This window comes from Lysinibacillus boronitolerans JCM 21713 = 10a = NBRC 103108 (genome assembly GCF_000772935.1).
Classification (GTDB): Bacteria; Bacillota; Bacilli; order Bacillales_A; family Planococcaceae; genus Lysinibacillus; species Lysinibacillus boronitolerans.
Genome location: NZ_JPVR01000081.1, coordinates 244774 through 257532 on the forward strand (window position 1 = coordinate 244774; position 12759 = coordinate 257532).

A 12759-nucleotide genomic window follows, 5' to 3' on the forward strand; every position below is an offset into this window, starting at 1 on the left:
AATACCTTGCGTTCTTGTACAAACTAATATACATGAACTTCAAAAAGTAGGGAGACATATGAGCCAAAAACAGATTGCAATTGTTATTTTAATGCTTACGACTACACTACTGCTATCGGGCTGTTGGGATGTAACAGAGCCACAACGCATGTATTACGTACAAGGTGTCGGGGTTGACTATAAGGATAATGAATATACAGCATACCTACAAATTATCAACTTTGCTAACGTAGCGAAAACGGAATCAGCTAATCCAAATGCTGCCCCTACCGAAATTGGCCAAGCGAAGGGAAAGACAATAGAAGAAGCCATTTACAAATTGTATCGTTCAATGGACCAAGAAGTATTTTGGGGACATATGACCTTTCTTCTTTTCTCAGAGAGTGCTATGAAAGATGAACATGCTATTGCGGTTATTGATACTTTTTTACGCTTTCGCGAGACCAGATATCATATTTGGGTTTACTGTACCCAAGATCCTATTGAGGATGTTTTATTAGTTTCTCCATTGTTAGAGAAATCACCAACTGCTGCCAAATTAAGTAATCCCAAAAATACAGCGAAACAGGAGTCATTTGTAGAGCCTGTCAATTTAAGACAACTAGTCATTGGCTTAAATGAGCCCAACCACGAAATGAAAATTCCTTACGTAACTGTCAACGAAAACTGGGAAACAATGGATGGCCCTAAAACAGAAACCGTTTTTTCAGGTGTCGGTATTCTTTCAAAGGATAGTTTTAAGGGTTATATTAAAGGCAAATCCGCTCGTGGAATTGAATGGATGAACGATAAAACAAAGCAAGGTGAAATTACCGTTGAATTGGAAAATAATGAAAAAAGTGATTACCTAACCGTCGATATTAAAAAGCTCGATGTAAAAGTCAAGCCAATTGTCAAAGGTAATGATGTAAAGTTTGAGGTAAATTTAAAATTCGATACGATTTTAAATGGTTTTAAAGGGAAGCTAGCACCCAATCAGGTAAGAAAAAAAGTAGAAAAAGCCGTCAAGGAAGAAATTCTAACTACCTTTGAGGAAGGACTAAAAATGGATGCGGATGTCTTTCGTCTATCCGAATACCTCTACCGTAGTAATGTAAAGGCCTGGAAGAGATTAGAGAAGGATGGCAAAATTCCTTTAAGCAAAGACTCCATTAGCAAAATCCATATTCATATTAATAAAGTAAGCCCTGGCCGTAAAACATTTGCAGAAACGATTACCGAATAACAGGTAGAGACCATCCAAAATGGCATGGTCTCTTTCTTATGGCCACCTTGTCATGCTATATTAATGGAAAAGATCAGGAAACTTTCTACAGATAGGAGTTTGAGACGATGATAAAAGGTTTTGGCGGAATATTTTGGCGAACTAAAAATCTAGAGGTTGTGAAGAAATGGTACAATGAAGTCTTGATGATTGAAATAAACGATTGGAATGGGACAATCATTAAACCCCATGAAGGCAATGAAACGATCTTTTCTTTTTTCAATGAACAGGACAGTTATTTTCCCACAGAACAACAAGTAATGTTGAATTTCCAAGTACATGATTTAAACGATATGTTAAAGCATCTTGAACATCTGGATATTCCCCTTGCAAAACCTCTAGAAAGTAGCGAATTTGGGAAGTTTATTTGGATTAAAGATCCAGAAGGTCGACTGATTGAGCTTTGGGAGAAGTAGTTTGTAGTCTTTCCTAAATACGGTCACAATAAATAAGAGCATGTTTTGACATATAATCAAAACATGCTCTTTAAGTTTTTTATTTAATCCTACACGGCTATACACTTTGCTTTTTCTCTTCAAGCGAGGGGAACCCAGCTCGAGACCACAGCCATAATGGCGTATGAATATCGATTGGGGCGATCTCTGTTCCTTTGAGTGCTTGCTCCCATGCATTCGCTACAACTCTCCGATCATTCGCTCCCCCATCTAATACCTCATCCATACATAACCCCAATTTAACAGTTGCTTTCATTATATGTGTATCTGGAGCTATTGTTATAAGCTCACGAGAACGCCACCTAATAGATGCGTAATTTTCCAAAACATATAGCCAGTAATTGAAAATTTTAGGTCCAGATAAATAGGGGAATTCCGCTTTGCGAGTATGTTGCATCAGCTCTTTTAAAATAGCAATATCAAAGTGAGCAGATTCGATCAGCCCCTGTACATCTCCGTTTGCTGAGGAATTTACAATACCTTTCGCTACTCGCTGCCATATCTCAGGGTGTCGATTAGGTTGTAAACCAACACGATGAAGTAATAATGCTTCGCGTAAATCATGAATATCACAATTTGCGGCTATTTTAGGATGAAAAATCCATGCTGTTTTTTCATCCTGATAAGCCTTTACAACAGATTCCCACAACGTATAAGAATTTCGTTGATAATTCAAAGCCATTGCTAGCGTTAACACATGAAGTAAATCTGCATCTTCTACAACACCCTTTAAAACATCTTCAGGCATTACTTCCCCACCAAGTTCTCCTTCTTCATACATCTCCAATAAGGTTCTAACCTTCTTTAATAATTGTACATTTAGCATTTAAAGTCCTCCAAAGCTTGCCTTCCCCTATCATACCTTAAATCTAACAATTTGGATTGAATTTTCCAACTATTTGTTAACACGCAAGCGGCTTACAATCCTATCCAAGTGGTGTTGTTCATATAAAAACCCCCTTTAAAGAAGACATGTAATTGACTAAAATTTACATTGTCTATTTAAAGGGGCAATTAATGGAGACTGGTCCTCCCTACTGTATTAATGGCTCGTTTTTTTATTAACAATATAATCCCGATAAACTAACAGGGCGACGAGGAGAAAGCTTAGGCTAACAAGTCGGAAAATCATTTCTATACTCATCCACTCAGCTAAAATCCCTAAGATAAATGCGCTCATACCGACCCCAACATCAAAACTGGAAAGAAAAGTGGCATTGGCTGCACCACTTTTGGCTTCACTTACTTTTTGAACAGCCCAAGTTTGTAAGCACGGCATAACGGTGCCATAGCCTGCACCAAATAAAATCGCTGCAAAAATCAAAGTGAAAATATTAGTAGTATAGGATAACATGATTAATGATAGAAAACCGAAAATCGCTGACACAATAATGATCGACCATGGTCCATGCTTATCAAACCATTTCCCTGTAAAAGGACGTATTAACGTGGAAACAATTGCGTTAATAAGAAAGAATAGAAAAATCTGTTGTAATCCCTTTTGTTCACCAAAAAGAACTAAGAATGTAATAATGGCGCCGAAACCAAGCGTCGTCACAACAGTCAATAATGCCTGAAACCTTACTTCTTTTTCAAATATCGCTTCCATAAATCGAAATGGCTGCTTGTCATTTTGAATAGGTGCCGTGGAATGCACAAATGAAAGCATTATGATCGCAAAAAGGCTTAGTAAGGCTGACGACCAAATCAGCGTGTGAAAAGAAAAGGTACTGTAAATAAGAATCCCGAGACTGGGTGCAACAATTGCTCCCACGGTTGTGGATACCGAGAAATAGCCCATTCCCTCTCCTAATCGAGCTTTAGGGATACTATCTACAGCCATTGTACTATTGGCTGTTGTGGATACACCCCACGCTGTTCCATGGAAAAGTCGGAGTAATAGGAAAATCCAAATCGTATTAAGCAATGGATACAGCATGGTAATTAGTAGTAATGCTATACTTGCCACAATCGCTAGTTTTTTCCGCTTATGATCCATTAAATAGTACCCTATAAAAGGTCTTATCGTAATGGCACCTAGTGTAAATACCGTCGTCACCAAGCCTACTTGCATCGGATTGGCGTTTATGCTTAATAAATAGGCTGGTAAAATAGGCAATAGCATTTCAAATCCTATAAAAATAAAAAAATTACTTATGAATAGAAAAAGAAATGATGAAGTAAAAATTGGTTGTTTTTTCATAGTAAATTCCTCGCTTCTAATTATTTTTCTAAATTAGAAGCGCTTGGAACACTGCAACATTCCTTAATTGTCTTAGTTTTTTTAGCAATTAGCTCACCCTCTCTCCGTTTTATCACAACAAAAAAGACGCCATAAAACCGGCGTCTACCAATTACTTTGTATGGTTAAAAAGTCATTTTTCACACATGACTAACAAAGGCAAAAAGCTTCCGGTTACTACTTTCACTATGCTGTTTTCTTAAAAAACCACAGACTGGTCCCTTTGAGCATAAATCATCTAATTGTAAAAATGTCTTTACCTCAATCGCCGTTCTTCTGAAAATCGTTTCCATGACTTTTTGCCTCCTCTCTCAAGTTCAATTCATAGCTTACTATAATTTAATACAAGTTTACCACAAAAGCAAATGCAACGTTGAAACTATGTATAAGACGCAAAATATTTTCCCCGCATCGACTATTTATAAAGTTCTTTCCTTGTCACCGTCTATTAATTGCACATGCACATTGGAGGAGCTACCTCCCTCTATATGATTAGGAACATTTGTTAAATCGAGTAATTCCTTTAGATGAATAGCTTTTTCACGATTGGCCTCGATGGTCACATGATATGGCCCTGTTATATTCATAAGTGAATTCATCCGTTTATCGCCTTTAAAAAAATTCGTATCGATAAATTGTAAATCAAAGGACACAGCTTCATTGCTTCGATTATGTAAGACAATGGTACATTCCCCATTCATAAAGTCTTTTCCCACCATATCAAACCGACATGCTCCATCCCCTTTGTATGAAATGGCCATAATGCCACTAGCAAAGGTTTCTTGATACGCCACGATAAGCAAATGGGGTAAAAATGAATAGAGTAATACTACGATGACAAATGTTCGAAAATGATATTTGTTTATACTTCTAAGTAGTAAAATCATAGCAATTATAAATAAAATCGAGCCAAAGATGCCAAGTAACACGTATCCATCTTGTGTTTCGATAGGAATTGACATGAAGGTAGTATGTGCCATCATCGCTTCATTGTAGGGATACGGAAAAAACAGACACATACAAATACCCAACATAACGATTGACCCTATGAACGTCTTTTTATTGTTTATCATATGCTGCCTCCTTTCTAAAATTTGACTAGGTGATATACAAATATGCATACACCAATTTACCATATATATCCTTAAAAAGAAATGAAGCCTATAAAAACAACTATTTTAAAAAGAGTCAATCCGTCTGCAGGCTGAGATGTAGCACCGTCTATAGTGCATTTCCAAAATTAAGGTAAATTGATATGATTAAGCAATAAGAGGAAATTACAAGAAGAAAGAGGGTGTTCATTTTAGGTATGAAAATATTTTGGTGGGCTGTAAATATTGTGTGGTTATTGATTTTTTCTGGCATCGCCATATTTATTGGGGCAAGGAATGTGGATGGTGCAGGGATTGTGCAAACACCTGAAGTGAGAATGGTTTCATTCGTTATTTTGGGCATCATGTTTCTAATAGTTGTGCTTATACAATTAATTTTTCTTTACTTTATTAAAAAAAGCACAAAAGCTCATTATACGAAAATCTCTTAAAAAGAAGCGAGAGGCTATTTTAGCACTCGCTTCTTTATTCACCTTGACACACATAGCTCCCTAAAATTACAGCCACGACAATGCCATTTTTCTTGTGTTTGTTCAAAGTCCTCGATGTCTACGGGCTCGTTGGAGAAAATATCGGCCTGATACTTTTTCATTTCTAAAACACTGCGCTGAAACGTATACAAAATATTCTCCATATCGAAGTCTGTAAAACTATATTTCTTGCGCTTGCCTGTTAATAAATATTCATTATAGACCTCGATTTGCGCTAGAGACACACGGTATTTTTGCTGAACATAGTAAGCGTAGAGCGCTAATTGCTGACGGTCATCATCAGACTCTCCACCAGTCTTCCAGTCAACAATAATCCATTTATCCCTCAGTTCATCATAATAATGAAAGTCCATAACAACGAATACCTGGACATCTTCCACTTTCATCGAGCGGAATTGCTCTGGTTCTCCGATACGGAGCGAGCCTTTTTGTGAGGTGATTTGCTGAAATGTTTCACTCATCAAAAAATGATTAAAGACAAGTCGTAAACGTTCTTTGTAGTCTTGCACAAGCTCAGGAGAAAGTGTGCCATGATAATAGATTTCCTGCATCATATAATACTTATTCGGCTTTTGCCTCCAAAAGTCAAGACGACGTGTGGAGTCAATAAAGGCTGCATTCAGCTGCCCGCGACCTAATTGAATTAGCTCCTCTACAGTTGGAGCTTTTCCTGTTTGTAAATAATCATTAATGGCCTGCTCAATGTATCGATGGACAATTTGCCCAAATAAAATAGGCATCGATTGCAGCTTTTTTAAGCGATACACCTGTTGATGATATGGCTCCACATTGTAACTGAGCCACCCGTTATGTGAAAAGTAATATTCATAGCCGTATTTGCGGGCGCAGCTTGTCAATGTTTTATGACGCGATAGTGACCACGAAAAGGTTGGATAGGGTGAAATTTCAAACAGGACAATCACCTCCTAAAGCTGATGGATGAAATCATAAACAAGCTGTATAATCAGCACAATCGTTACAATACGCAGTAAAAGCTTTACCTGATGTGCCTTCACTTTTCTGGCTAGCACAAGCCCAATTTGTGCACCAATCGTCGAGCCAATCATTAAAATAAGCGTTAACGGCCATTCGATTTTCCCTGTAGCAATATAGGTAATCGCTGCGCCTGAGCACATTGCAAATACCCCTACCCGTGATAGCCCCACGGCTTTAATATAGGAAATCTTCTCATGTGCATATGTATAAAGCGCCAATGTACTACTGCCAGGACCAAACATACCGTCATAAAAGCCAACCCCAAGAAGGATAGGACCGTTTTTTCGATTCATCGTAAAGCGTTCCTTGTCGCCAAAATCAGCTCCCCCCATAAAGGACATGACAAGCGCAAAGCCAAGTAAAATAATAGCAATGAACGTCAATGATTGACTACTCATGAAGGAAGCGAAAAGTCCACCCAATGTGCCTCCGATTAAAGAGACAAGTAACACCGAACGCATTTCGTTCCATGCTAATTCCTTACGTTGATAAATCGTATAAAAGCTCGAAAAAGCACTCACCATATTGGACACTTTATTTGCGCCAATTGCCGAATGGACGGGTACCCCCATTAGCATCATCGTTGGCAAGGTAATTAAGCCACCCCCTCCAACTAACGTACCAATGACATTCCCAATGATGCCAATTAGTAAAAACAACAAGTATTCCATAATATCCTTCTTTCTCTAACACAAAAAGCAATCATTCTATGATACAGTATAACAGATTGTTATTATCAATGATGATGGAAATGAGGAGCAAGGATGCATATACAACAAAAAACACCCACACCACGCTTTTGTCACCAGCTAACTGTTATTGTGGCGACTATTTTTTTAGCTGGTATTACAGCGACACTTATTCAATATGGCAAGCTCCCAGCCACGATTCCTGTCCTGCAAAGCTTTACGAGTGACCATGCCCAATTCGGTCCGAAAATTGCTATTTTTTATTTACCCTTTGTCGCTCTTATGCTCTTTCTACTTTTACACTATTTGGAGATAAAGGCCGCTTATCCAGTGATGCGTAAAAATAAAGCACCACTATCCCATAGACAGCGACAAAATGGCATCCTAACGTTTTGTCTCATCAAAAATAGTATTCTATTGTATTTTACCTACTCCCTATTTAATGATCTTACGGTGGCTTTAGGACGCGAACGCATTTTACAGCAATGGCATGCTTACTTATTTTTACTGCTGTTATTTGGCATCTTCATGATGGGTATTGTGCGAGGCATTTTGTTGGATAAAAAATCTAATGCAAAAAATTAGAGAGCATGTGTTAACAATGAACATGCTCTTCTTAGACTACTTATTATCCAATGGATGTCATTAATTCGTAAAAATATTTTTTCTCCTGCGTCTCATAAAGCTTATACCAAGCATGTAATGTTTCTGGTGTAAAAACATCGAGCAGCCTCAAAACATGGTAGGCAAAATCCAACGGTGCAATGCCAGATGCCGTTACTAGATTCCTTTCAGTTACGGCTGGCTTCTGTTTAAAATGTTCATCCCCAATATAATGTGGACAAAGCATCTTCAAATATTCGAGATCGTTGCTCGTATGGTGTCTTGTATCAAGCAAACCAAGCTTTGCGAGACCGAACGTTGCACCACAAATTGCAGCTACGAAAACTTCTTCGTTCAACGCTTTTGAGACTTTATTCAATACAGGCTCATGAATAGATTCTAGCCATGTATTGCCTCCTGGAAGAATCAAGACATCCATGCTGTTCAAGTGACATTCAGCAACGGTCATCGTCGGAAGTATGGTGATGCCACCCATCGTCGTAACAGGACTTCTATCAATCCCTACTGTCATCACCTCTAAAGGCTCTAACCCCTTTTTAAAATACCTACCTGTATTTAATTCGGCCATTAAATATCCTATCTCCCAATCTGCCATCGTATCAAATACATAAAGATATACTTTTCTTGTCTGCATAATAAACACTCCTTTTTATGAATGAAACTATGCTTAGTATAAAAAAGCTTTACTGACATTCTCCGTCAGTAAAGTTTTCATTTTCATAAAAATGTATGAGCTCATAGAGAACGTCAATTATCGTTTGCTTTAAACTTATGGGTTCCACTACTTGGATTGATTTTCCATAGGGAAAAAGTAAATAGGGTACATATGTATGTAATGCTTCCTCATCTACTAAAAATATTGCGTTCTTATTGGTGCGTTCTTTGAGGTGATACTTTAAAAACCAATGCTGACTGATCGCATCCACAGCACTTGTCTTTCCACAAATGATGAAGGGCACAAGGTTCTGATTATCTTCGGCTTGGGGAAATAGGCTTTTCATAAAAAAATCACTGGCAGAGAAAGATTGTGGTCGTTGGAAGGGAAGGACTGTTTGATGCAGACTGCTAATTCGGTCTACTTTAAAAGTACGGATTTCATTTCTTACATGACAAAATGCAACGACATACCAGTTTTGATTCCAATAAACCAAACCATATGGATTGACCACCCTCGACTTAGATTGCACTTCGCTATTAGTATGGTATTCCATTTCTATAGATGTTTCCTTTACTATACTCTCTTCTAATTTTTTTAATAGAGGCTCCAATGAGGATTCTACAGGACCGATTATCTCAAAACCTTGTAAATGCTGTTGAATCATTTTTTCTTGCTCTTGATTTGAATACATTGTAAGCTTTGCTGTTGCACTGTTTAATGCCTCATCTAAAAAATAGCCAGCTTCTTTTGCAAAAATAGAAGCATGAAGTAATGCCGCTTTCTCATCTACATCAAAAATAAGAGGACTTTTAATAAAATTATTTAACAGGGTATATCCTCCATGATGACCTGTTTCAGCTATAATTGGCACACCACTGGCAGAAAGTGAGTTAATATAGCGGTAAACGGATCTGATATTAATCTCTAATTTTTCAGCGATTTCTTTCGCGGTAATTTTCCTACCTGAATTCAACATCCATAAAATCTGCATCATATGATCCATTTTAGACAAACATTTTCACCTCATTGAATTAATTTATGATTTCTGACACAAAATCAGGCTACCTGATACTGTTATCAAGTAGCCCTTCAATTATGCCTTTACCAATTCATCTTCCATTTGCTTAAAATTATGTATTAAACCGTATTTCTGTATGCCACGTGCTTGATGGATGCTGGCATCCGCGAATTGGCGGAACTTAGCCTCATCCTTTATTGTACAGGCATAGACCGCTTCAATTGCAGGTTGCATCCACGGCTGTGTTAGTTTATCACTTCTCATATCGGCTGAGCGGCCTTCCAGAGCGGCGATATAGCATAATGCATAGCTAGTTAAAGGCTCCTTATCAATTTGTCTTGCAGCTACTTTAGCAGCACCAAGATTCTCCTCCATAATCGCCTTAATAAAGAGGTAATTGTACTTAATGGCTGGCTGCTTATAATGATGGATAATGACATCGATTGCCTGAATCTGTTCCTCCTTTGTCCCGTAAGCTGATGCATAGAGCGCAGCAAATATAGGCTCTTTTCGGTGATTTTTAACCCATTTATCTACCTGCTCCATATTGTTTGTCCGATATAAAATATGTATATGGCGATAAATCATCCCAATCGCTATCAATGCAAATATCCCTAGTGAAATGGATAGACGAACACCCGCTAAGGACAGCGTCAGTGCCAATAAAATAATAGCTAAATAAAAGAATGTTAATTTAACAATTTTCATGTTACCTCCTACTGAAGTTTCCTACGCATTTTACGAGAAAAAATATAACCTGCCCCTATAAAAAAGATCAGAGCCATCACTTTCATAATGGGAATAATAAACAGCTTGCTAATTACGACTACAACGAGGATATAATAGACAACCATCGCCAGTAAAAACAATGTCAGCTTATTCACGAGGTTCCCTACTTTCCTTTAGTGCCGCCTCAATCGCTGCTAAAGCTTTTGGCCCCATTCCATGAAGATGAGCTAATGTAGAAAGCTCAACTTTTTCTAGCTGCTTCAATTCTGTAAAGCCCGCTGCCTGTAATGCGCGAATTGCTGGTTTTGCTACTCCCTTAGGCCACTCTGTCATGCTTGCACGTCCCTTCACGAAAAAATCTTCTCTGCCCTATTATGCAAGTGACAGCAAAGAAATGCAAATAAGTCAAAATTTAAACATATACAAGCACGCCGCTATGAAATTCACAATACTATGGATACTCCAGCTAGCGACAATAGAGCCCCCAGCAATTCGTTCGTTCACCCAGCCCATCACATAGCCAGCAAGCGCTGTAGTAAGCACAACTAATAAGATTACATGTAGCGGAAGTACCGACCATAGCATGGCCCCATGAACACAGCCAAAAACAATACTTTGCACGACATTACCTGCTTGAAAGCCAAAAGTTTTCATCAATCTCTTTAATAAAAAGCCGCGAAATAATAGCTCTTCTGATAAACCAGTTTGAATAATAGCGTAGAAAAGTGCTGGAATGACGGCAGCAGCTCCAAGTCCCGCGAATTGATTCGCTGCTAGTAAGGTACGATCAATATAGAAAAAGATTAACGCAAAGCTCGGTATTAACATCGTGAAAATAGAAAGTACAATGTACATAGCATACCTTCCCTTATGCACAATAATAGGCTTTTGCAATCCTATCCACGTTAAAAAGGGCTGTTTTTTTCTCGCTGTATAAAGCCACCAAATAAACGGAATCACTGAAAATAACATCACTTGCAAAATGGCACTAATTAAACTATTCATCATCTTATTTCCCCCTCCTGTTACTACAAGCATAGAAGAAAGCACCATTATTTTCAATATAAATTTAATGATAAACATTAAATTATTTATCTTTATTGTTAATTATTAAATGTTTTACAATAAAAAACGATGTCAAAGGGCTTCTCCTTTGTCTTTTCAGTTATTTTCATTTATACTCTATTACAGACATTAAGGGTCTGTAATAGAGGCAATAAATCACTGGAGGCTATCACAATGGGGACATTATCAACACATTTATTAGAAAAGGCACGAATATATGAGCAAAGCACGCGGATTTCAGTGCCTGCCTATGACACATTATTTGCCGTGACTCAAGCCTATTTCCGTATGCATTTAGGGGAACAAGAAGCATCCCTGCTTATTTTAGGAGCTGGCGGGGGCAACGAGCTTTCTGCATGGGGACCTACAAACCCTAAATGGACGTTCACAGGGGTTGATCCAGCGATGGAAATGCTCCAAATCGCACAACATAAAGCCGTGCAACTCGATATTGAAAATCGCGTTCAGCTGCTACAAGGAACGATTGAGTGCTTGCCACAATCAACACCGAAATTCGATGCGGCTAGCTGTATCCTCGTTCTTCATTTCATTGAAGATCGACAGGAGAAACTCCATTTACTGCAAAACATTCACAAGCAATTAAAACCTGGAAAGCCCTTTGTCCTCGCTTGTGCCTATGGTGAACGAGAAAGTGACGAGCTACAGGATCGCATCAAAATATGGCAAAGCTACTTTTTAGAGGCCGGCTATACAAAAGAAAAGGTAGCTAACATGGGCAAGGGCATCATGAATATTTCCTTCCTCTCCGATCAAGAAATCCAACAGCTATTAAGTGAAGCGGGCTTTCAAAATATTACCCACTTTTTCTCATCAGGTCTCTTCGCAGGATGGATGAGCCACGCCTAACCACAAAGCCCCCTCCATTACACAATCAATGGTGGGGGCTGAAACTTAGATTTATAGTGGTATTGAGCGGGCTCTCCACCAACATCCATCACATCGAAAAAAATTACCAATAAATACTGTAATAATAAACAGTGTCATCAATCGTCATGCCCATTTTTTCATAGAGCTTCTGTGCTTGGACATTATCTCTGGCAGTTTCTAGCATCATGTAACGAGCATCTTCCTGCTGACAATAGATATAGCATTGCTCCATCAACGCCTGTGCTACACCTTGTTTTCTGGCTTGTTTCGCCACAAATAAATCATTTAAGAGAAACGCTCGTTTCATAGCTACGGATGAAAAGACTGGAAACAATTGTGCAAATCCAACTGGCTCCTCCTCCAAATATGCCAGGAAAATAATAGACTCTGCGCCCATTACTCGCTCCTGTATAAACTGCTCAGCTTGCTGTAAATCAGATGATTGTCCATAAAATTCACGATAGGCATTAAATAATGGGACTACGTCTCCCATCGTTTGCTGTGTCACCATACAAATTTTCATGTTTT

The 12759-nt window shown here is 38.3% G+C and carries 18 protein-coding genes; 5 read left to right on the plus strand and 13 right to left on the minus strand.

Features of this window, described 5'->3' with window-relative positions; all coding sequences use genetic code 11:
* The first annotated feature begins 58 nt into the window (after positions 1–58).
* Both CD31_RS21810 and CD31_RS21815 read left to right on the plus strand, forming a co-directional pair.
* Complete coding sequence (locus CD31_RS21810) at positions 59–1225, plus strand: Ger(x)C family spore germination protein (RefSeq protein WP_036081219.1); 1167 nt, start codon at positions 59–61, stop codon at positions 1223–1225.
* Positions 1226–1332: 107 nt separating this feature from the next.
* Positions 1333–1680 carry a VOC family protein gene (locus CD31_RS21815; protein WP_036081221.1) on the plus strand — a complete coding sequence of 116 codons (348 nt, stop codon included), beginning with the start codon at positions 1333–1335 and terminating at the stop codon, positions 1678–1680.
* A gap of 97 nt (positions 1681–1777) precedes the next feature.
* Here CD31_RS21815 and CD31_RS21820 read toward each other — a convergent pair whose 3' ends face one another.
* The 4 genes from CD31_RS21820 to CD31_RS21830 all read right to left on the minus strand — a co-directional run bounded on the left by CD31_RS21820 (position 1778) and on the right by CD31_RS21830 (position 5034).
* The gene (locus tag CD31_RS21820) at positions 1778–2545 is read right to left on the minus strand and encodes a hypothetical protein (RefSeq protein WP_036081223.1); all 768 of its coding nucleotides are present in this window, start codon (positions 2543–2545) and stop codon (positions 1778–1780) included.
* Positions 2546–2761: 216 nt separating this feature from the next.
* The gene (locus tag CD31_RS21825; RefSeq protein WP_036081225.1) at positions 2762–3922 is read right to left on the minus strand and encodes an MFS transporter; all 1161 of its coding nucleotides are present in this window, start codon (positions 3920–3922) and stop codon (positions 2762–2764) included.
* Between the two features lie 179 nt (positions 3923–4101).
* Positions 4102–4254, minus strand: a complete 153-nt coding sequence (locus tag CD31_RS23645) for a hypothetical protein (RefSeq protein WP_016993367.1) — start codon at positions 4252–4254, stop codon at positions 4102–4104.
* A gap of 126 nt (positions 4255–4380) precedes the next feature.
* Positions 4381–5034 carry a hypothetical protein gene (locus CD31_RS21830; RefSeq protein WP_036081227.1) on the minus strand — a complete coding sequence of 218 codons (654 nt, stop codon included), beginning with the start codon at positions 5032–5034 and terminating at the stop codon, positions 4381–4383.
* Between the two features lie 236 nt (positions 5035–5270).
* On the opposite strand from CD31_RS21830, the gene CD31_RS21835 reads away from it, so the two are divergent.
* Positions 5271–5504, plus strand: a complete 234-nt coding sequence (locus CD31_RS21835) for a DUF3923 family protein (protein WP_036081607.1) — start codon at positions 5271–5273, stop codon at positions 5502–5504.
* Between the two features lie 38 nt (positions 5505–5542).
* Here CD31_RS21835 and CD31_RS21840 read toward each other — a convergent pair whose 3' ends face one another.
* Together CD31_RS21840 and CD31_RS21845 are read right to left on the minus strand one after the other, a co-directional pair.
* Positions 5543–6487: a PD-(D/E)XK nuclease family protein gene (locus CD31_RS21840; protein ID WP_176408482.1), complete on the minus strand. Its 945-nt coding sequence runs from the start codon at positions 6485–6487 to the stop codon at positions 5543–5545.
* Positions 6488–6490: 3 nt separating this feature from the next.
* Entirely contained in the window at positions 6491–7231 is a 741-nt protein-coding gene (locus CD31_RS21845) for a sulfite exporter TauE/SafE family protein (RefSeq protein WP_004228897.1), read from the minus strand.
* Between the two features lie 93 nt (positions 7232–7324).
* On the opposite strand from CD31_RS21845, the gene CD31_RS21850 reads away from it, so the two are divergent.
* Positions 7325–7834, plus strand: coding sequence for a hypothetical protein (locus CD31_RS21850; RefSeq protein WP_036081232.1), 510 nt, complete (start codon positions 7325–7327; stop codon positions 7832–7834).
* A 43-nt stretch (positions 7835–7877) separates the two neighbouring features.
* Here the strand turns inward: CD31_RS21850 and CD31_RS21855 are convergent, their stop codons facing one another.
* From CD31_RS21855 to CD31_RS21875, 6 genes are all read right to left on the minus strand, one after another.
* Positions 7878–8507, minus strand: a complete 630-nt coding sequence (locus tag CD31_RS21855; RefSeq protein WP_036081234.1) for a type 1 glutamine amidotransferase family protein — start codon at positions 8505–8507, stop codon at positions 7878–7880.
* Positions 8508–8556: 49 nt separating this feature from the next.
* Positions 8557–9543 carry a helix-turn-helix transcriptional regulator gene (locus CD31_RS21860; RefSeq protein ID WP_036081236.1) on the minus strand — a complete coding sequence of 329 codons (987 nt, stop codon included), beginning with the start codon at positions 9541–9543 and terminating at the stop codon, positions 8557–8559.
* Positions 9544–9624: 81 nt separating this feature from the next.
* On the minus strand, positions 9625–10257 hold the full coding sequence (locus tag CD31_RS21865) for a hypothetical protein (protein ID WP_036081238.1): 633 nt from the start codon (positions 10255–10257) through the stop codon (positions 9625–9627).
* Between the two features lie 8 nt (positions 10258–10265).
* Positions 10266–10433 (minus strand): hypothetical protein, encoded by a 168-nt coding sequence (locus CD31_RS23650; RefSeq protein WP_016993359.1) that lies wholly within the window; start codon positions 10431–10433, stop codon positions 10266–10268.
* A complete protein-coding gene (locus CD31_RS21870; protein ID WP_036081610.1) occupies positions 10426–10611 on the minus strand; it encodes a helix-hairpin-helix domain-containing protein in 186 nt (61 codons plus the stop codon). The genes CD31_RS23650 and CD31_RS21870 overlap by 8 nt, the downstream gene beginning before the upstream one ends.
* Before the next feature lie 72 nt (positions 10612–10683).
* Entirely contained in the window at positions 10684–11286 is a 603-nt protein-coding gene (locus CD31_RS21875; protein ID WP_036081239.1) for a CPBP family intramembrane glutamic endopeptidase, read from the minus strand.
* Between the two features lie 231 nt (positions 11287–11517).
* On the opposite strand from CD31_RS21875, the gene CD31_RS21880 reads away from it, so the two are divergent.
* Entirely contained in the window at positions 11518–12210 is a 693-nt protein-coding gene (locus CD31_RS21880) for a class I SAM-dependent methyltransferase (protein ID WP_036081240.1), read from the plus strand.
* Between the two features lie 103 nt (positions 12211–12313).
* On the opposite strand, the gene CD31_RS21885 is transcribed toward CD31_RS21880, so the two are convergent.
* A complete protein-coding gene (locus CD31_RS21885) occupies positions 12314–12754 on the minus strand; it encodes a GNAT family N-acetyltransferase (protein ID WP_036081241.1) in 441 nt (146 codons plus the stop codon).
* Between the last annotated feature and the right edge of the window lie 5 nt (positions 12755–12759).